The organism is Leifsonia sp. 10L418, assembly GCF_056395445.1.
In genome coordinates this window covers 185,945-203,081 of sequence record NZ_JBFTJN010000005.1, presented here as the reverse complement: position 1 = coordinate 203,081, position 17,137 = coordinate 185,945, and the positions used below count along the sequence as shown (strand labels likewise).

At 64.0% G+C, this 17,137-nt stretch carries 17 protein-coding genes; 2 read left to right on the top strand and 15 right to left on the bottom strand.

Translation table 11 applies throughout. The features are described from left to right. Positions 1-3: 3 nt before the first annotated feature. The 13 genes from AC1DCF_RS12620 to prmC all read right to left on the bottom strand — a co-directional run bounded on the left by AC1DCF_RS12620 (position 4) and on the right by prmC (position 11,489). Complete coding sequence (locus tag AC1DCF_RS12620) at positions 4-270, bottom strand: F0F1 ATP synthase subunit epsilon (protein ID WP_477211300.1); 267 nt, start codon at positions 268-270, stop codon at positions 4-6. A gap of 2 nt (positions 271-272) precedes the next feature. Then, the gene (atpD, locus tag AC1DCF_RS12615; protein WP_441791223.1) at positions 273-1,736 is read right to left on the bottom strand and encodes a F0F1 ATP synthase subunit beta; all 1,464 of its coding nucleotides are present in this window, start codon (positions 1,734-1,736) and stop codon (positions 273-275) included. Between the two features lie 20 nt (positions 1,737-1,756). Beyond that, positions 1,757-2,659 (bottom strand): F0F1 ATP synthase subunit gamma, encoded by a 903-nt coding sequence (locus tag AC1DCF_RS12610; protein WP_441791224.1) that lies wholly within the window; start codon positions 2,657-2,659, stop codon positions 1,757-1,759. A 107-nt stretch (positions 2,660-2,766) separates the two neighbouring features. Continuing rightward, positions 2,767-4,404, bottom strand: coding sequence for a F0F1 ATP synthase subunit alpha (atpA, locus tag AC1DCF_RS12605; protein WP_441791455.1), 1,638 nt, complete (start codon positions 4,402-4,404; stop codon positions 2,767-2,769). Between the two features lie 86 nt (positions 4,405-4,490). Continuing rightward, positions 4,491-5,288 carry a F0F1 ATP synthase subunit delta gene (locus AC1DCF_RS12600; protein WP_441791225.1) on the bottom strand — a complete coding sequence of 266 codons (798 nt, stop codon included), beginning with the start codon at positions 5,286-5,288 and terminating at the stop codon, positions 4,491-4,493. 4 nt (positions 5,289-5,292) lie between these two features. Further along, entirely contained in the window at positions 5,293-5,859 is a 567-nt protein-coding gene (locus AC1DCF_RS12595; RefSeq protein ID WP_441791226.1) for a F0F1 ATP synthase subunit B, read from the bottom strand. 29 nt (positions 5,860-5,888) lie between these two features. Next, positions 5,889-6,131 (bottom strand): ATP synthase F0 subunit C, encoded by a 243-nt coding sequence (gene atpE, locus AC1DCF_RS12590; RefSeq protein ID WP_345069561.1) that lies wholly within the window; start codon positions 6,129-6,131, stop codon positions 5,889-5,891. A 51-nt stretch (positions 6,132-6,182) separates the two neighbouring features. After that, entirely contained in the window at positions 6,183-7,025 is an 843-nt protein-coding gene (gene atpB, locus AC1DCF_RS12585) for a F0F1 ATP synthase subunit A (protein WP_441791227.1), read from the bottom strand. Positions 7,026-7,143: 118 nt separating this feature from the next. Beyond that, positions 7,144-7,620 carry a hypothetical protein gene (locus AC1DCF_RS12580; RefSeq protein ID WP_477211299.1) on the bottom strand — a complete coding sequence of 159 codons (477 nt, stop codon included), beginning with the start codon at positions 7,618-7,620 and terminating at the stop codon, positions 7,144-7,146. Further along, on the bottom strand, positions 7,617-8,840 hold the full coding sequence (locus AC1DCF_RS12575) for an MraY family glycosyltransferase (RefSeq protein ID WP_477211298.1): 1,224 nt from the start codon (positions 8,838-8,840) through the stop codon (positions 7,617-7,619). The genes AC1DCF_RS12580 and AC1DCF_RS12575 overlap by 4 nt, the downstream gene beginning before the upstream one ends. A 2-nt stretch (positions 8,841-8,842) precedes the next feature. After that, positions 8,843-9,718, bottom strand: coding sequence for an L-threonylcarbamoyladenylate synthase (locus AC1DCF_RS12570; RefSeq protein ID WP_477211297.1), 876 nt, complete (start codon positions 9,716-9,718; stop codon positions 8,843-8,845). 350 nt (positions 9,719-10,068) lie between these two features. Next, the gene (locus AC1DCF_RS12565) at positions 10,069-10,374 is read right to left on the bottom strand and encodes a GIY-YIG nuclease family protein (protein ID WP_477211296.1); all 306 of its coding nucleotides are present in this window, start codon (positions 10,372-10,374) and stop codon (positions 10,069-10,071) included. A 200-nt stretch (positions 10,375-10,574) separates the two neighbouring features. Continuing rightward, positions 10,575-11,489, bottom strand: coding sequence for a peptide chain release factor N(5)-glutamine methyltransferase (gene prmC / locus AC1DCF_RS12560; protein WP_477211295.1), 915 nt, complete (start codon positions 11,487-11,489; stop codon positions 10,575-10,577). Between the two features lie 97 nt (positions 11,490-11,586). Between prmC and cysK the strand changes: the two genes are divergently transcribed. Together cysK and epsC are read left to right on the top strand one after the other, a co-directional pair. Further along, on the top strand, positions 11,587-12,525 hold the full coding sequence (gene cysK, locus AC1DCF_RS12555; RefSeq protein ID WP_477211294.1) for a cysteine synthase A: 939 nt from the start codon (positions 11,587-11,589) through the stop codon (positions 12,523-12,525). 77 nt (positions 12,526-12,602) lie between these two features. Continuing rightward, positions 12,603-13,178, top strand: coding sequence for a serine O-acetyltransferase EpsC (gene epsC / locus AC1DCF_RS12550; RefSeq protein ID WP_441791233.1), 576 nt, complete (start codon positions 12,603-12,605; stop codon positions 13,176-13,178). Positions 13,179-13,569: 391 nt separating this feature from the next. Here the strand turns inward: epsC and prfA are convergent, their stop codons facing one another. Together prfA and rho are read right to left on the bottom strand one after the other, a co-directional pair. After that, a complete protein-coding gene (prfA, locus tag AC1DCF_RS12545; protein WP_441791234.1) occupies positions 13,570-14,652 on the bottom strand; it encodes a peptide chain release factor 1 in 1,083 nt (360 codons plus the stop codon). Then, positions 14,652-17,129, bottom strand: a complete 2,478-nt coding sequence (gene rho, locus AC1DCF_RS12540) for a transcription termination factor Rho (protein WP_477211293.1) — start codon at positions 17,127-17,129, stop codon at positions 14,652-14,654. The genes prfA and rho overlap by 1 nt, the downstream gene beginning before the upstream one ends. Between the last annotated feature and the right edge of the window lie 8 nt (positions 17,130-17,137).

Genomic DNA, 17,137 nt, shown 5'->3' with positions numbered 1-17,137 from the left:
GTATTAGACGAGCTCTGCCTTGCGGGCCACGATGGTGACCGTGTTGTTCTCAACAGAGAGGAACCCGTCATCGGCCGCGGCCGTGACCTTGGTTCCGTCGGCGAGGGTTACACGAACCTCACCGCTGGCCAGGATCGCCAGCATCGGTTCGTGACCGGACAGGATGCCGATCTCGCCTTCGACGGTGCGAGCGACGACCATGGTCGCCTCGCCGGACCACACCTGGTGGTCCGCCGAGACAACGCTGACATTCAGCGGGGCTGAAGCCATGGTTAGCGGTTCTCCTTCTGGATCTGAGCCCACTTCTCTTCGACGTCGTTGATGCCACCGACGTTGAAGAAGGCCTGCTCGGCGACGTGGTCGAAGTCACCGTTGGCGATAGCCGTGAACGACTCGATGGTGTCCTTCAGCGGAACAGTCGAACCCTCAACACCGGTGAACTTCTTCGCCATGTAGGTGTTCTGCGAGAGGAACTGCTCGATGCGACGGGCACGCGAAACGGTGACCTTGTCTTCTTCAGAGAGCTCGTCAACACCGAGGATCGCGATGATCTCCTGGAGTTCCTTGTTCTTCTGGAGGATCGCCTTGACGCGCACAGCCGTGTTGTAGTGATCGGCACCCAAGTAGCGGGGGTCGAGGATACGGCTGGTTGAGGTCAGCGGGTCGACGGCCGGGTAGAGACCCTTCGAGGCGATCGCACGCGACAGCTCGGTGGTGGCGTCGAGGTGGGCGAAGGTGGTCGCCGGAGCCGGGTCGGTGTAGTCATCGGCCGGCACGTAGATCGCCTGCAGCGAGGTGATCGAGTGACCACGCGTCGAGGTGATGCGCTCCTGAAGAACACCCATCTCGTCGGCGAGGTTCGGCTGGTAACCCACGGCGGAAGGCATACGACCGAGAAGGGTCGACACCTCGGAACCGGCCTGGGTGAAGCGGAAGATGTTGTCGATGAAGAGCAGAACGTCCTGCTTCTGCACGTCGCGGAAGTACTCAGCCATGGTGAGGGCGGAGAGGGCGACGCGGAGACGCGTTCCCGGCGGCTCGTCCATCTGGCCGAAGACAAGGGCGGTCTTGTCGAAGACGCCTGCTTCTTCCATTTCGTGGATGAGGTCGTTACCTTCACGGGTACGCTCACCGACACCGGCGAACACCGAAACTCCACCGTGGTCCTGCGCAACGCGCTGGATCATTTCCTGGATCAGAACGGTCTTACCAACACCTGCACCACCGAAGAGGCCGATCTTTCCACCCTGAACGTACGGGGTGAGAAGGTCGATGACCTTGATACCGGTTTCGAAGAGCTCGGTCTTCGACTCAAGCTGGTCGAATGCCGGGGGCTTGCGGTGGATCGGCCAGCGCTCGGTGATCTCAATCTTCTCGCCGGGCTCGGCGTTGAGCACCTCGCCGATGACGTTGAAGACCTTGCCCTTGGTGACGTTTCCAACGGGAACCGTGATCGGTGAGCCGGTGTCCTGAACTTCCTGGCCACGGACCAGACCATCGGTCGGGTTCAGCGCGATCGCACGAACGAGGTCATCACCGAGGTGCTGTGCAACCTCAAGCGTGATCACGGTCGAGGCCTCGCCGATGACGATGGTCGTCTTCAGTGCGTTGTAGATGCCCGGGATCGAGTCGTGGGGGAATTCGATGTCGACGACGGGGCCAGTCACGCGTGCGATACGGCCCACGGCACCAGCCGGCGCCACGGCCTGGACTGGCGCTGTTGCGGTGTCAGTCATTGCTCTCTCTTCTCTGGGGTTTAGTTCTTGGCGGATGAGAGCGCGTCGGCTCCACCCACGATCTCGGAAATCTGCTGCGTGATCTCAGACTGACGCGCGTTGTTGGCCAAGCGCGTGAAGTCAGTGATGAGCTTGTCTGCGTTGTCGCTCGCCGACTTCATTGCCTTCTGGCGGCTGGCGTGCTCGGAAGCAGCCGACTGCAGCATGGCGTTGAACAAGCGGCTCTCGATGTAGACCGGGAGGAGGCCGTCAAGAACGGTCTCAACATCGGGTTCGAACTCGTAGAGCGGGAGAACAACGCTCTCCGCGGGCTCTTCGATTCCTTCGACAACTTCGAGTGGCAACAGACGCACAACTTCTGGCACCTGAGTGACCATGCTGACGAAGCGGTTGTAGACGATGTGAATCTCGTCGACGCCACCGTCTTCGTAGTCGCGGAGGAAGGTCTCGAGCAGTGCGTCGCCGATTTCCTTCGCCGTCTCGAACTGCGGCTGGTCTGTTCCGCCGGTCCAGATACGCTCTGAAGCACGGTGACGGAAGCTGAAGTACGCCACCGACTTGCGGCCGACGAGGAAGTACACGACATCCTTGCCCTGGCTGCGCAGCAGTTCGCTGAGCTCTTCAGCCTCGCGCAGGACCTGGGAGCTGAACGCTCCGGCCAGACCGCGGTCGGAGGCGAAGATCACGACGGCTGCGCGCTGGATCTTCTCTGGTTCGGTCGTCAGCACGTGCTCAACGTTCGAGTAGGTGGCAACCGCGGACACTGCACGAGTGATCGCACGCGAATACGGGGTGGACGCCGCGACTCGCGCCTGCGCCTTCTGAATGCGCGAGGCGGAGATCAGCTCCATGGCCCGAGTGATCTTCTTGGTCGTCTGGGCAGATTTGATCTTCTGCCGGTAGACCCGAAGTTGCGCTCCCATGTGTCTCTTTCTCTGGTGTTGGTTGTGTCTTACAAGCGAAATAACCGAGATCGGTTACTTGTTCCGATCGGTTCGGCTCCCGGTGGAAGCCGAACCGATCGAATCAGCTAGCGCTTCTGCTTGACGATCTTTTCCTGGTTGACGTCTTCGGCTGCGATGGCGTCAAACTGCTCTTTGCCCACCGAAGCGAGCGGCTTGCCCTCGCCCGTCTGGAACTCGAGCTTGAACTTGTCGACCTCTGCGGAGAGCGTGGCAACGGTCTCATCGGAGAGAACGTTGGTCTCGCGCAGCGTGGTCAGAACGCTGGTGTTGCGGGCCAGGTGGTCGAGCAGCTCGCGCTCGAAGCGCAGGATGTCTTCAACCGGAACCTCGTCGAGCTTGCCGTTGGTGCCGGCCCAGATCGAAACGACCTGGTCCTCGACCGGAAACGGCGAGTACTGCGGCTGCTTGAGCAGCTCGGTGAGGCGTGCGCCACGGGCCAGCTGACGGCGGCTGGCCGCGTCGAGGTCCGAAGCGAACATGGCGAATGCTTCGAGCGAGCGGTACTGAGCCAGCTCGAGCTTCAGCGTTCCGGAAACCTTCTTGATGGACTTCACCTGAGCGTCGCCACCAACACGCGAGACCGAGATACCCACGTCAACAGCGGGGCGCTGGTTGGCGTTGAACAGGTCGGACTGCAGGAAGATCTGGCCGTCGGTGATAGAGATCACGTTGGTCGGGATGTAGGCGGAAACGTCGTTCGCCTTGGTCTCGATGATCGGCAGACCGGTCATCGAGCCGGCGCCCAGCTCGTCGGAGAGCTTGGCACAACGCTCGAGCAGACGGGAGTGCAGGTAGAACACGTCACCGGGGTATGCCTCGCGTCCCGGCGGACGACGCAGGAGCAGCGAAACGGCACGGTAGGCCTCTGCCTGCTTCGACAGGTCATCAAAGACGATGAGAACGTGCTTGCCGGCGTACATCCAGTGCTGGCCGATGGCCGAGCCGGTGTACGGAGCGAGGTACTTGAAGCCGGCCGGGTCTGAAGCGGGGGCGGCGACGATGGTGGTGTACTCCATCGCTCCGGCGTCTTCGAGGGCACCCTTCACCGAAGCGATGGTGGAGCCCTTCTGGCCGATGGCGACGTAGATGCAGCGAACCTGCTTGTTGGTGTCGCCGGACTCCCAGTTGGCCTTCTGGTTGATGATCGTGTCGATCGCGATGGCCGTCTTACCGGTCTGGCGGTCACCGATGATCAGCTGACGCTGGCCACGGCCGATCGGGATCATGGCGTCGATGGCCTTGATACCGGTCTGCATGGGCTCGTGAACACTCTTACGCTGCATGACGCCAGGCGCCTGCAGCTCGAGTGCGCGGCGGCCTTCGGTTGCGATCTCGCCGAGACCGTCAATCGGAGCACCCAGCGGGTCAACGACGCGGCCGAGGTAGCCGTCGCCGACGGGAACGGACAGAACTTCACCGGTACGGTGAACTTCCATGCCTTCGACGATGCCGGTGAACTCACCGAGCACAACAACACCGATCTCGTCTTCGTCGAGGTTCTGGGCGAGGCCCAGGGTTCCGTCGGAGAACTTGATCAGTTCGTTGGCCATAACGCCGGGGAGACCCTCGACGTGTGCGATTCCGTCACCCGCGGTGGTGACGTAACCGACCTCGGTGGTCGCGGTCTTGTTTGGCTCATAGGACTTGACGAAGTCCTGGAGAGCGCCGCGGATCTCATCCGGGCTGATCGTGAGTTCTGCCATCATCTTCCCTTTTCTGTACTGGGTGTACAGTTCTGTCTTTTCGAAACGCTGCCGTTTCGAGGTTCGTGAGTTCTGGCTGGTGTGGGTCAGCCAGCAAGCTGGAGTCGCAGGTCGGCAATTCGGGTTGCGATGCTGCCATCAATGACGTCATCCCCGATCTGCACCCGCAGGCCGCCGACGACACTCGTGTCGACGATCTGATTGAGCGTCAAGGCACGGCCATAACGGTCGGCCAAGCTTTTCTTCAACCGGTCAAGCTGGGCGGGTGCGAGTGCATTCGCCGAGATGACAGTTGCAATCGTGGTTCCAGCCTGGTCGGCGACGACGGTGGCGGCGTGCCGAAGCAGCTCACCGATCCGACGGCCACGCGGCTGCTGCACGAGGTGACGCACGATGACGAGCGTCTGCGGCGAGACCTTGCCGGTCAGAAGGGCCGACACAAGTCCGGCCTTCGCCTCGGGGAGACCGAGCTTGCTGGCCAAGGCCAGTTCCAGCTCGGAATCGGAGGAGACGGTCGCACCGAAGGCGAAGAGCTCGCCTTCGATCGAACCGTCGCCGGCACCGGAGCGGGCAGTTGCCCGCAGGCCGAGTTCTTCGATCCCGGCGAGCAAGTCGCCCTGGTTGGACCAACGCTCCCCGGAGACAGCTTTGAGCAGCTCCAAGGCGGCGGGCGTCACGGCAGTGCCGAACACGCGCGAGACGAGTGCTTGCTTGGCTGCGACATCCGCTGACGGGTCGGCCAGTGCGGAAAGCAGCTGCGAAGAGCTGCCAATCACACGGCCGGCGTCAAGGAGGCTCTCGCCCGTCGCCAGATCAATGGTCCCGCCGAGGGCAGCAAGTGCTGCCCGCGACGAAGCCACAGCTTCTCTGGTGGCGCTTCCCATGTTGTTACTTCTTTCCGGCTACTGAAGCCGAGGACTCCGAGGCTTCGAGATCAGCCAGGAACCGGTCAACGATGGCGCTAGCCTTCGCGTCGTCGGTCAGGCTCTCGCCGATAACACCGGAGGCAAGATCGATGGCCAGGGTTCCGACCTCGCTGCGCAGCGACACAACGGCCGCCTGACGCTCAGCTTCGATCTGAGCTTTGGCCGTCGCGGTAACGCGTGCGGCCTCAGTCAGTGCCTGTTCCTTGTGCTCAGCGACAATCTTGGCGCCGTCGGTGCGTGCCTGGTCGCGGATCGCTCCGGCTTCGGCACGCGCGTCAGCGAGCTGGGCCGTGTACTGCTCGAGAGCAGCTTCGGCCTTGCGCTGGGCGTCATCAGCCTTGGCGATGTTGCCTTCGATGGCCTCTGCACGGTCATCGAGAAGCTTCTGCATCTTCGGAAGCACGAGCTTCCAGAAGAAGAACAAAATCACGACAAAGCAGACTGCCGACCAGATGATGTCGTAGACCGCCGGGATGAGCGGGTTGGTCTGCTCACCGGTGGCCTGTGCTGCTATTACAGCGTGAAGCATCATGCCTCCTAACTAGAGAGAAAAGAGGATTACTGGCCGGTGGTGAAGATGAAGTACGTTGCGATACCGATGAAGGCCAGCGCCTCGGTGAAGGCGATACCGATGTACATCAGAACCTGCAGGCGACCGGCGAGTTCGGGCTGACGAGCAACACCCTCGATGGTCTTGCCAACGACGATACCAACACCGATTGCCGGGCCGATTGCGGCGAGGCCGTAGCCAACGGTCGCGATGTTTCCTGAGAGTGCCGCGAGAACGGTTGTTGCGTCCACGTGTGTTTCCTTCCGTGATGAGCGAATTTCGGCGAGTGCCGGATTCGTTATTTAGTGTTCCTCAACCAGCGCGAGCTGGATGTAGACAGCGGTGAGCAAGGCGAAAACGTAAGCCTGAAGTACGGCGACCAACACCTCGAAGAGGGTGAAGACGAAGCCGAATGCGAGGGTTCCCACTCCGAAGAATTTGAGACCGCCATCTGCAGTGAAGAAGAAGAACTGGGTTGCTGCGAAGAAGAGCACCAACAGCAAGTGACCGACAACCATGTTCATCATGAGTCGCAGCGTCAGAGTGACGGGGCGGATGATGAAGGTCGAGACGAACTCGATCGGCGTCACGATGATGTACAGCGCCGGCGGAACTCCGGGCGGGAAGAGCGAGTTGCGGAAGAACGTTCCCGGGTGCTTCTTGACTCCGGCATAAAGGAATGCGAAGTAGGCAACAGTGGCCAGCACGAGCGGAACGCCGATCACGGCGGTTCCTGCCATGTTCAGGAACGGGATGATGCCCGTCGCGTTCATAAACAGAACCATGAAGAAGATCGTGGTGAGCAGCGGAAGGAACCGCTTGCCGTCGACCTTGCCGAGAACATCCTCGGCAATGTTGACGCGCACCAGGTCGAGGCCCATTTCGCAGAGACTCTGCAGACGGGTCGGAATGATCTTCATGCGACGAGTACCGATCCAGAAGATCAGAATCAACACTGCGACCGCGATGAAGCGGATCAGGATGACGCGATTGATCTCGAAGGGGGTGTCAGCGAAGAAAATAGCTTCGGGGAAGAATTCGTTGATGGAAGGACCATGAAAGCCACCGTCGTCGTTGGCGAGCGGGACCAGCAGGTTTACAGCGTTCTCTAGCAGCGCTATCTCCTGTTTCGGGGCGGAGCACAAGGCTCTCGCGACGACGAATGTGGGGCCGGTTTTGACCGCAGTGAAGTAGCAGTCAACCGGGGGGGATCTCTACACACTGTAGCAATAAAACAGTGCTGAGGCCGAATCGAGAGCGAGATTAGTCGTCGTGCGGTGCCGGCGGCAACACGACGTCGCTGGTGTACGGCATCCGGCTCTTCATCAAGACGACAACGTCGACCACGAGAGAGCCCACGACGCCCGCGATGATGCTCAGGAAGAGCACGCCCGGCTCAACCCACGACTGCCCCTTGAGCACGACGACCAGCACCAGGAAAAGCACGAACTTGAGCAGCCAGCCGCCCATCACGATGCCGAAGAACGCACCGATTGCCGACTCGCGTCCGGCGTACTTGTTGGCGATCAGCAGGCTGCCTGCCGTGATGCCCATGAACACGGCGGCCATGAGGGCCCCGACCAGCGCACTGACGACTCCGGTAGGGCCGGCGACGATTCCGCCGATGATGGCGCCGACGATCGCGATGCCGAGCGACAGGATCGAACCGTAGATCAGGATCTTGCGGAAGATCGGCACCGAAGTCGGTTCAGGCGTCGAGGAGGGTGTGGCGGAGGTCATGAATTGTCCTTGGTCAGTGTGGAAGCCGCATCCAGGGGGTCGAACCCCGCGCTTGCTTCACTCGAGTCGTTCTGGGTCGGTGCAAGCTGGCTCGCCGCTTCAGCTGCCTTGCGACGGCTGAGCGGAGCCAGCGTCACGATGGTGCAGGCGAGCAGGGCGAGAACCAAGAAGATGCTCGCGTACCAGCTGGGCAGCCCGAGGTAGACGGGCAAAACGAAGTAGAGAAGGCAGCCGATGGATGCGGCGGCAGTCCAGCCGTAGAAGATCAGCACGGCGTGCAAGTGGGAGTGCCCCATGTCGAGCAGGCGGTGATGGAGGTGCTTGCGATCGGCGCTGAACGGCGACTTTCCGGCGCGCACCCGGCGGAACACGGCAAGCCCGAAGTCGAGCAGCGGAATGATCAGAATCGCCACCGGCAGCAGAATCGGGATGAAAGCGGGGAACAGCTGCGAGCGGTTGAGCGCGGTCGGGTCGATCTGTCCGGTGATGGCGATGGCGGAGGTGGCCATGAGCAAACCGACCAACAGGGCTCCGGCGTCGCCCATGAACAACTTCGCGGGGCGCCAGTTCATCGGAAGGAACCCGGCGCAGGCGCCGACCAGGATCGCCGCGATCAGGGAGGCGAGGTTGAAGTAGTTGGTGGGCGAGGTGTCCCTCACCAGCAGGTAGCTGTAGATGAAGAAGGTGCCGTTGGCGATCAGCGCGACGCCGGCGACGAGTCCGTCGAGTCCGTCGATGAAATTGATCATGTTCATTACGATCACAATCACCATCACGGTGATCACGATGGACATCCAGCCGGAGCCGACGGTGAGTCCGCCGATCGGCAGCGAGAGAATCTGCACCTGCCAGGCGACGATACCCGCGGCGATGAACTGGCCGGCCAGCTTCGTCATCCAGTCGAGGTCCCACAGGTCATCGGCGACGCCGAGCAGCACGATCAGCAGGGCAGCGCCGAGAATCGCCAGGATCTGGGTGGGGTTCGAGAAGACCAGGCGCAGTGGCGCGAACTGGGCAGCAATGAGATAGGAGACACCGAACGCCACCATGATGCCGAGGAACATGGCGATGCCGCCAAGCCGCGGCGTCGGCCGGGTGTGCACGTCGCGCTCACGGATCTTCGGATAGAGCCGGTACTTGTGGCTCACCTTGTAGACGACGATGGACGCACCGAAGGTGACGACCGCTGAGACGAGTGCGAGAAGAAAAAATAGGGTCATGGTCAGCCGCGCGCAGAGGAGTCGGCGGCGACGGAGCCGTCGGCCGGGTCGGTCGCATCCGTCGACGCTGCTGCGTCTGCCGTGGCTGCGGCGTCAGTGGCATCAGTCGCGTCCGCTGCGACTGCTGCATCCGCTGCGTCAGTTACGTCCGTCGCATCCACTGCATCCACTGCATCCGTCGGCTCGATGAGCGCAGCGAGTGCATCGCCGATCACGGCCTCGACCTCTTCACGCGAGATGACGCCGTTTCGCACGATATGAAGTTTGCCGCCGTTGGTGTCGAACCGGCTGGCGTCGATGATGGTCGACGAGGTGTCGCCGGGGCGGTCGCCGATGGCGTCATACTCAAGCCCGGCCACTCCCCCGTCGAGATAGACGGAGACGCTGTTGCCGAGCATCTCTTCGGCGCCCACCGCGTCGATGGCCGACGGCATTCCGGTGCGGTTGGCGGATGAGACGGCGAGCGGCCCGGTCTCGGACAACAGATCGAGCGCGACCTGGTTGCTCGGAACGCGCAGTGCGACCGTTCCCTTGGTCTCCCCCAGGTCCCAGGCGAGCGACGGCTGCGCCTTGAGGATGAGGGTGAGTCCGCCGGGCCAAAAAGCCGCGGCGAGATCGCGGGCCGGCTGCGGAATGTCGGCGGCGAGGCCGTCGAGCGCCGGAAGGCCGGGGATGAGAACGGGCGGCGGGGACTGGCGGTCGCGACCCTTGGCATCCAGCAGCTTCTGCACAGCCTCGGGGCTGAATGCGTCAGCGGCGATGCCGTAGACGGTGTCTGTGGGGATGACGACGAGAGCACCGCGACCGATCGCCGAGCGTGCCAATCTCATGCCAGCCGTGAATTCCGATGCGACCGAGCAGTTGTAGATGCGTGTCATTTGCACCGATTCTAATGCAGATGCCTTGGGGGATACTGGGGACATGGCTCCGGACGTGTAGTTCTTCGACTGTGACGAGACGACCTACGCCTACGATTTTCGTCAGCGACTGCCCGCCTTGGCGCGTTTGACCGGGCCAGTGAGTATCAGCTGGCGAAAACCTGGTGGCAGGGCGGGTTCGAGGCCGCCGCGAATGCTGGGGCGAGCGCAGCAATCTCGTGGGTCGAGGGCGAGCGAGCGCAGCGAGCCCGTGTCTCGAGACCCCGTGAGCCGTTCCTCAGACGCAACCGCGTTCAAGGGTTGGCTCACGAGATCTCGAGACGCAGCCGACTCCGTCGGCTGCTCCTCGATCAACGAGATGGGTCGCCGCCCGGCTTTGCCGGACCCCGCACGCTCAGACCGGGAAGCGCATCGAAATCACCTGCGATCAGCGCCTCCCGCTCGCGACGAGACCACCCTTGCACCTGCTTCTCACGTGCGAAGGCATCCTCAATGCGGTCGTACCACTCGGCGTAGACCAACTCCACGGGGCGACGTCTCCGCGTGTAGACGGCCCCGGCTCCACTGGCGTGTTGGGCGACACGACGCTCGACGTTCCAGGTGCTTCCCACGTAGTACGTGGAATCGGCGCACCGCACGATGTACATGTAAGGCATGCCCGCGAGTGTGACTGATTCCACCAAGCGCTACCGGAGTTCTCCACAGGACACCTCGTGGACGAGGTACGAGCAAGCGGACGTTCAGACGCGGCTGAGGTTCAGAGATCGGCTCGCGAGATCTCGAGACGCGGCCGACTCCGTCGGCTGCTCCTCGATCAACGAGAGGGATCACCAGGTCTCGACAAGCTCGACCACCGTTACGGGCGAATCGCCGTCGTCGCCCGGTCGCGCGTCGTGTAGTCGCGGTGCGTCGCCGTGGCACGCCAGCCGTCGGCGTCAAGGATGCCGCGGATCTCGGCGCCCTGCAGCTCCCCGTGCTCGAGCACGAGAACTCCGCCGGGACGCAGCAGTCGCAGCGCGGTCTGCGAGACGTCACGTACGACATCCAAACCGTCTTCTCCGCCATACAGCGCATGGGCCGGGTCGAACAGACGCACCTCTGGGTCGCGCGGAATCGCGGCAGCCGGAATGTAGGGCGGGTTGGAGATGACGACGGCGACCGTGCCGTTCAGTTCGGGGAACGCGTCGGCGAGGTCGCCGAAAACGAGAGTCGCGTTGGTCGCGCCGGAGTCGGCGAAGTTCTTGGTCGTCCAGGGGAAGGCCTCTGGCGAGTTCTCGGCGGCGAAAATGCGTGCGTGCGGAACCTCGGTGGCCATCGCCAGGGCGATCGCGCCGCTTCCGGTGCCGAGGTCGATGCCGATCGGCTCGGCGTCGGGCATCGACATGAGCGCATCGATCGCGAACTGCACGACCTGCTCGGTTTCGGGGCGCGGCACGAAAACGCCCGGGCCGACCGACAGCTCGAGCTGACGGAACGGAGCCTTGCCGGTGATGTGCTGCAACGGCTCGCGGGTTGCGCGGCGCGCGGCGAGTTCGAGCACGGTGGCGGCATCCGTTTCAGAGAGCGCGGTGCCCAGGATGCCGGCGGCCTGGATCTGCCCGCGGCTCTGGCCGAGCACATGGCCGATCAGCAGATCGGCGTCGACCTCGGGATCGACCACACCGGCCGCGCGAAGGGTCGCGCTCACCTCGGCGCGCAGGGCGTCGACGGTGGTGGGCGGCTGGAGCGGAGGCTGGGCCGGCTGAGCAGAAGCGTCGGGTGTCGGGTTCACAGTTAGAAACGTAACGCACTCGCCGGTGGCAGAAGCTGGGCCTAGGCTGAACTCGGCTGTGAACCCCACCGATGACCCTCACTGAAAGGCGTCCAACATGCCCGCACAGATTTTTTCCGACATCACTGAAGCCGTCGGGAGAACTCCCCTGGTTCGACTCAACCGGGTCGTCGGCGACTCCGGGGCAACCGTGCTCGCCAAGCTTGAGTTCTACAACCCGGCCGGGAGTGTCAAGGACCGCATCGGCGTCGCAATCTTCGACGCTGCCGAGAAGTCTGGCGCATTGCAGCCCGGCGGAACCGTGGTCGAAGGCACCAGTGGAAACACCGGAATCGCCCTCGCACTCGTCGGCGCGGCTCGTGGCTACAAGGTCATCCTGACCATGCCGGAGACCATGAGCAAGGAGCGCCGCGTGCTGCTGCGTGCCTATGGCGCAGAGATCGTGTTGACGCCCGGCGCTGACGGTATGCGCGGCGCGGTCGAGAAGGCACGCGAGATCGTGGCTGCCACAGAAGGAGCAGTTCTGGCCAGCCAGTTCGCGAACCCGGCGAACCCGGCCATCCACAAGGCGACCACGGGTCCGGAGATCTGGGAAGACACCGCCGGCGCCGTCGACATCTTCGTGGCGGGCGTGGGCACGGGCGGCACCATCACCGGTGCCGGCCAGTACCTGAAATCACAGAACGCCGACATCCGTATCGTCGCCGTCGAGCCGATCGACTCCCCCATTCTCTCGGGCGGCACCCCTGGCCCGCACAAGATCCAGGGCCTCGGCGCGAACTTCGTTCCCGACATCCTCGACCGTGAAATCTACGACTCGGTGACGGATGTCACACTGGCCGACTCGCTCGCCACCGCACGTCGCCTGGCGACTGACGAAGGCATCCTCGCCGGAATCTCCGGCGGCGCCGCCGTGTGGGCTGCCCTCGAGCAGGCGAAACTCCCCGAGAACGACGGCAAGACGATCGTCGTCGTCGTTCCGGACTTCGGCGAGCGTTACATTTCGACGATGCTCTACGAAGACCTGCTCGACTAGAGCTTCATTGTTCTGAACACAAAAGAACGGTGGCCAGGCGGAGACGCCTGGCCACCGTTCTGTGTTCCAATAGGCGCATGGGAGTTTTTTCGCGTATCCGTGAGGACATCGCCACGGCACGCGCTCACGATCCGGCCGCGCGCAGCAAGGCTGAGGTGTTTCTCGCCTACAGCGGGCTGCACGCCGTCTGGTCGTATCGGGTCGCGAATCGTCTCTGGCGAGCCGGCGTGCGCCTTCCGGCACGCCTGATCTCGCAGTTCACCCGGTTTCTGACCGGCGTCGAGATCCACCCCGGCGCGACGATCGGCCGACGGCTCTTCATCGACCACGGCATGGGCGTCGTCATCGGCGAGACCGCCGAGCTCGGCGACGACGTGATGCTCTATCACGGCGTCACCCTGGGCGGAAAAAGCGCCCACGGGATTCCGCGCGGTGCGAAACGTCACCCGACCCTACAGAACGGCGTCACGGTCGGCGCCGGCGCCAAGGTGCTTGGACCGATTGTGATCGGGGCCTGGAGCACGGTCGGCGCGAATGCCGTCGTGACCAAGGATGCGCCGGACCACTCACTTCTCGTCGGCGTGCCCGCGGTGATTCGGCCGGCGAAGCCCGAGACGATCGAGGCAGCGCGCGGGCTCACTCACTCGGAGTAGATGCGGACCCACTCGCTGCCGAGTAGTCTGCTGCGCCGAGTTTGCGCGTTCCGGTCGAGTTTGACCGGCGCACCAGGGAAAGTCGACCGCAAGTGGCAAGCTCGGCGAAGTGAGACGGATGCGACTAGCCGGCCGGCTTTGCAGGTTCGTCGAGGCTCGAGTCGGGGTTCATGGTGTGGCTCAGCCTAGCGGCGGGTGCCTCGGTGACTGGCGCGGGGCATCCGTGTCGGGCCAGTGCGCCGAGTTTGACCGTTGCGGTCGAGTTTCCCCGGCACACCGGGGAAAGTGGACCGGAATTGTCAAGCTCGGCGAGGAGGCGGCACATACGCGAGGACCCCCGCGAACCGAAAGTACTTCGGTTCGCGGGGGTCCTCACTGAATTGCCTGCGGGTTACGCCTCGGTGTCGCCGATCTCAGCCAGACGGGTTTCCTCGTCGGCGATGATGCACGACTCGACGACCGGCCCCAGGGCGCCGTTCATGACGGCATCCAGGTTGTACGCCTTGTATCCCGTGCGGTGATCCGCGATGCGGTTCTCCGGGAAGTTGTACGTGCGGATGCGCTCGGAGCGGTCCATGGTGCGGATCTGGCCCTTGCGGACGAGCGATGCCGCGGCGTCGATCTCTTCCTGCTGACGAGCGAGAACGCGGGCACGAAGCACGCGCATGCCGGCTTCACGGTTCTGAAGCTGGCTCTTCTCGTTCTGCATGGCCACCACGATGCCGGTCGGCAAGTGGGTGATGCGCACGGCGGAGTCGGTGGTGTTGACCGACTGGCCACCGGGGCCACTCGAGCGGTAGACGTCGATCTTGAGGTCGTTCGGGTGGATCTCGACCTCTTCGGGCTCATCGACTTCGGGGAAGACGAGCACGCCGGCGGCGGAGGTGTGGATGCGTCCCTGCGACTCGGTGGCCGGCACACGCTGAACGCGGTGCACACCACCTTCGTACTTGAGGTGCGCCCAGACGCCTTCTGCCGGGTCGGTGGAGTTGCCCTTGATCGCGAGCTGGACATCCTTGATGCCACCGAGGTCGCTCGAGGTCTGCTCGATGATCTCGGTCTTCCACTTCTTCGACTCCGCGTAGTGCAGGTACATGCGCAGGAGGTCGGCGGCGAACAGTGCCGACTCGGCACCGCCCTCCCCCATCTTGATCTCCATGATCACGTCGCGGCTGTCGTTGGGGTCACGTGGGATCAGCAGGCGGCGCAGCTTCTCAGCCGTCGCCTCCAGCTGCTCTTCGAGCCCCGGGATCTCCTCGGCAAACGCCTCGTCTTCGTCGGCGAGCTCCCGAGCGGCGTCGAGGTTGTCAACAACCTCGCGCCACTCGTTGTAGGCCGCGATGATGCGGCTGAGCTCGGCGTAGCGACGGTTGACCTTCTTCGAGCGGGCCGGGTTCGAGTGCAACTCGGGGTCGGCCAACTGCGCCTGCAGCTCGTCGTGTTCGGTCAGCAGGGTGGATACAGACTCAAACATCAGTGGTCCTTGTCTGAACCGTTCGGAGTCGGCATCGACTTCTGAACCTGCATCAGGAATTCGACGTTGGACGAGGTCTCCTTGAGACGGCCGAGGATGACCTCGAGCGCCTGCTGCTGCTCGAGACCGGCGAGGGCCCGACGCAGCTTCCAGGTGATCTTGACCTCATCGGCGCTCATCAGCATTTCTTCGCGGCGGGTGCCGGATGCGTTCACATCGACGGCCGGGAAGATGCGCTTGTCGGCCAGGTGGCGTGACAGACGCAGCTCCATGTTGCCGGTGCCCTTGAACTCTTCGAAGATGACCTCGTCCATCTTCGAGCCGGTCTCCACGAGAGCCGACGCGAGGATGGTGAGCGAGCCACCGTTTTCGATGTTGCGGGCAGCACCGAAGAAGCGCTTCGGCGGGTACAGCGCCGCAGCGTCGACGCCACCGGAGAGGATGCGACCGGAAGCCGGGGTGGCCAGGTTGTACGCACGGCCGAGTCGGGTGATCGAGTCGAGCAGCACGACGACGTCATGGCCCAGCTCGACCAGACGCTTGGCACGCTCGATGGCGAGCTCGGCGACCGTGGTGTGGTCTTCAGCGGGACGGTCGAAGGTGGAGGCGATGACCTCACCCTTGACGGTGCGCTGCATGTCGGTGACTTCTTCGGGACGCTCGTCAACCAGAACGACCATGAGGTGAACCTCGGGGTTGTTGGTGGCGATGGCGTTCGCGATCTGCTGCATCACGATGGTCTTGCCGGCCTTCGGCGGCGCGACGATCAGGCCGCGCTGGCCCTTGCCGATCGGGGCGACGAGGTCGATGATGCGCTGGGTCAGCTTGCCCGGCTCGGTCTCGAGGCGCAGACGCTCCTGCGGGTAGAGCGGGGTGAGCTTCTGGAACTCGACGCGGGTGGCGGCCTCTTCAACGGTCAGACCGTTGATCGAGTCGACCTTGACGATGGCGTTGTACTTCTGGCGTCCGGCCTGGTCGCCTTCGTGCGGCTGACGGATCGAGCCGACGACCGCGTCACCCTTGCGCAGGTTGTACTTCTTGACCTGGCCGAGCGAGACGTAGACGTCGCTGGCACCGGGCAGGTAGCCCGAGGTGCGCACGAACGCGTAGTTGTCGAGAACGTCGAGGATGCCGGCAACGGGGATCAGCACGTCGTCGTCGTTCAACTCGGGTTCGAAGTCATCGCCGACGCCCGGGCCGCGACGCTTGCGGTCGCGGAAACGGTTGCGGTTGTTGCGGCCGCCCAGCTCCTCTTCGAGGAGGTTGCGCTCCTGAGTGCGCTCGCCCGCGTTGCGGTCGCCCTGCTGACGATCGCCCTGGGTGCGGTCGCCCTGCTGGCGGTCGCCGCGCTCGTTCTGGTTGCGGGCCTGGCGCTGGTTCTGCTGACGGTTGCCGTCTTCGGAGCGCTCGGCACCACCCTGGCTGCGCTCGGTGCGCTCGCCCTGGGCTGCGCGCTCGGCACGCGGCTCACCCTGAGGTGCGCGCTCGGCGCCGCCCTGGGTGCGGTCACCCTGGGCGCGGTCGCCTTGGTTGCGCTCGGCACGCTCGCCGCGCTCAGCACGGTTGCGGTTGCGGTTGCGTCCCTGGCGGGGCTGCTCTGACGCGTCGGCTGCTGCCTCGGTGCCGGTCTCGTCGGTGGCCTCGGCCGCAGGAGCGGTCTCGGCGGACGCTTCGACAGCGGTCTCGGCCGGCTTCTCGGCCTGGGCCTCGTCGCGCTGTGCGCCTCCGCGGCGTGAACCACGGCGACCTTCACGGCCGCCTTCACGACGGCCTCCGGTTGCGGATGCGGCGTCGGTGGCCTCGGCAACGTCGGCTGCTTCGGTGGCGGCGGCGGCGGGCGCCTCGGTGGCGGCAGCGGTGGTCGCGGCGACGTCAGCGACGGGAGCGCTGGTCACATCGGGGGCACCGGCCGGCTTGCTGGCACGCTTGCGGGTCTGACGGGCCGGCTTCTCAGCGGCGGCATCCGTGGTGGGAGCCTCGACGACTGCGGTTGCAGCCTCGGGCGCCTCGGTGGCAGCGGTGGAACGGCTGCGTGAGCGACCAGTGGTCGCTGCGGGGGTTTCGGTTGAAGCAGGAGTTGCTTCGACCACCATGATGCCGAGGCCGGTGCCGCCGTCAGCATTGACGTGAGTGGCGGCGGGGGCTGCGGTCGCAGTGGTGGCACGACGCGAGGCACGCTTGCGCGGTGCGGCGTCGGCGGATGCTTCGGCGGCGGCCGGAGCTGCGGTCTCGGTTGCAGCGGGTGCTGCTTCGACTGAGGCGGCGGGGGCTGAGTCGGCGACAGGGGCGCTCACGGGAGCAGCAGCGTCGGCGTTCTTGTTCTGGATCTCGGAAATTGCTTCCACGAGCTCTCCTTTACGAAGTTTGGAGGCGCCAGAAATGCCCAGGTCGGCGGCCAGAGACTGGAGCTCGGCGACGCGGAGGGCGTTCAGGCTTGACGAGTCCGCACCTGAGGCACGGAGGTTGACGTTTGTCACGAAGAGGG

What these genes read in the sequence shown, in the direction of transcription:
- AC1DCF_RS12620 (WP_477211300.1), bottom strand. Translation starts at nt 270, where the DNA reads ATGGCTTCAGCCCCGCTGAATGTCAGCGTTGTCTCGGCGGACCACCAG.
- atpD (WP_441791223.1), bottom strand. Translation starts at nt 1,736, where the DNA reads ATGACTGACACCGCAACAGCGCCAGTCCAGGCCGTGGCGCCGGCTGGT.
- AC1DCF_RS12610 (WP_441791224.1), bottom strand. Translation starts at nt 2,659, where the DNA reads ATGGGAGCGCAACTTCGGGTCTACCGGCAGAAGATCAAATCTGCCCAG.
- atpA (WP_441791455.1), bottom strand. Translation starts at nt 4,404, where the DNA reads ATGGCAGAACTCACGATCAGCCCGGATGAGATCCGCGGCGCTCTCCAG.
- AC1DCF_RS12600 (WP_441791225.1), bottom strand. Translation starts at nt 5,288, where the DNA reads ATGGGAAGCGCCACCAGAGAAGCTGTGGCTTCGTCGCGGGCAGCACTT.
- AC1DCF_RS12595 (WP_441791226.1), bottom strand. Translation starts at nt 5,859, where the DNA reads ATGCTTCACGCTGTAATAGCAGCACAGGCCACCGGTGAGCAGACCAAC.
- AC1DCF_RS12580 (WP_477211299.1), bottom strand. Translation starts at nt 7,620, where the DNA reads ATGACCTCCGCCACACCCTCCTCGACGCCTGAACCGACTTCGGTGCCG.
- AC1DCF_RS12575 (WP_477211298.1), bottom strand. Translation starts at nt 8,840, where the DNA reads ATGACCCTATTTTTTCTTCTCGCACTCGTCTCAGCGGTCGTCACCTTC.
- AC1DCF_RS12570 (WP_477211297.1), bottom strand. Translation starts at nt 9,718, where the DNA reads ATGACACGCATCTACAACTGCTCGGTCGCATCGGAATTCACGGCTGGC.
- AC1DCF_RS12565 (WP_477211296.1), bottom strand. Translation starts at nt 10,374, where the DNA reads ATGCCTTACATGTACATCGTGCGGTGCGCCGATTCCACGTACTACGTG.
- cysK (WP_477211294.1), top strand. Translation starts at nt 11,587, where the DNA reads ATGCCCGCACAGATTTTTTCCGACATCACTGAAGCCGTCGGGAGAACT.
- epsC (WP_441791233.1), top strand. Translation starts at nt 12,603, where the DNA reads ATGGGAGTTTTTTCGCGTATCCGTGAGGACATCGCCACGGCACGCGCT.
- prfA (WP_441791234.1), bottom strand. Translation starts at nt 14,652, where the DNA reads ATGTTTGAGTCTGTATCCACCCTGCTGACCGAACACGACGAGCTGCAG.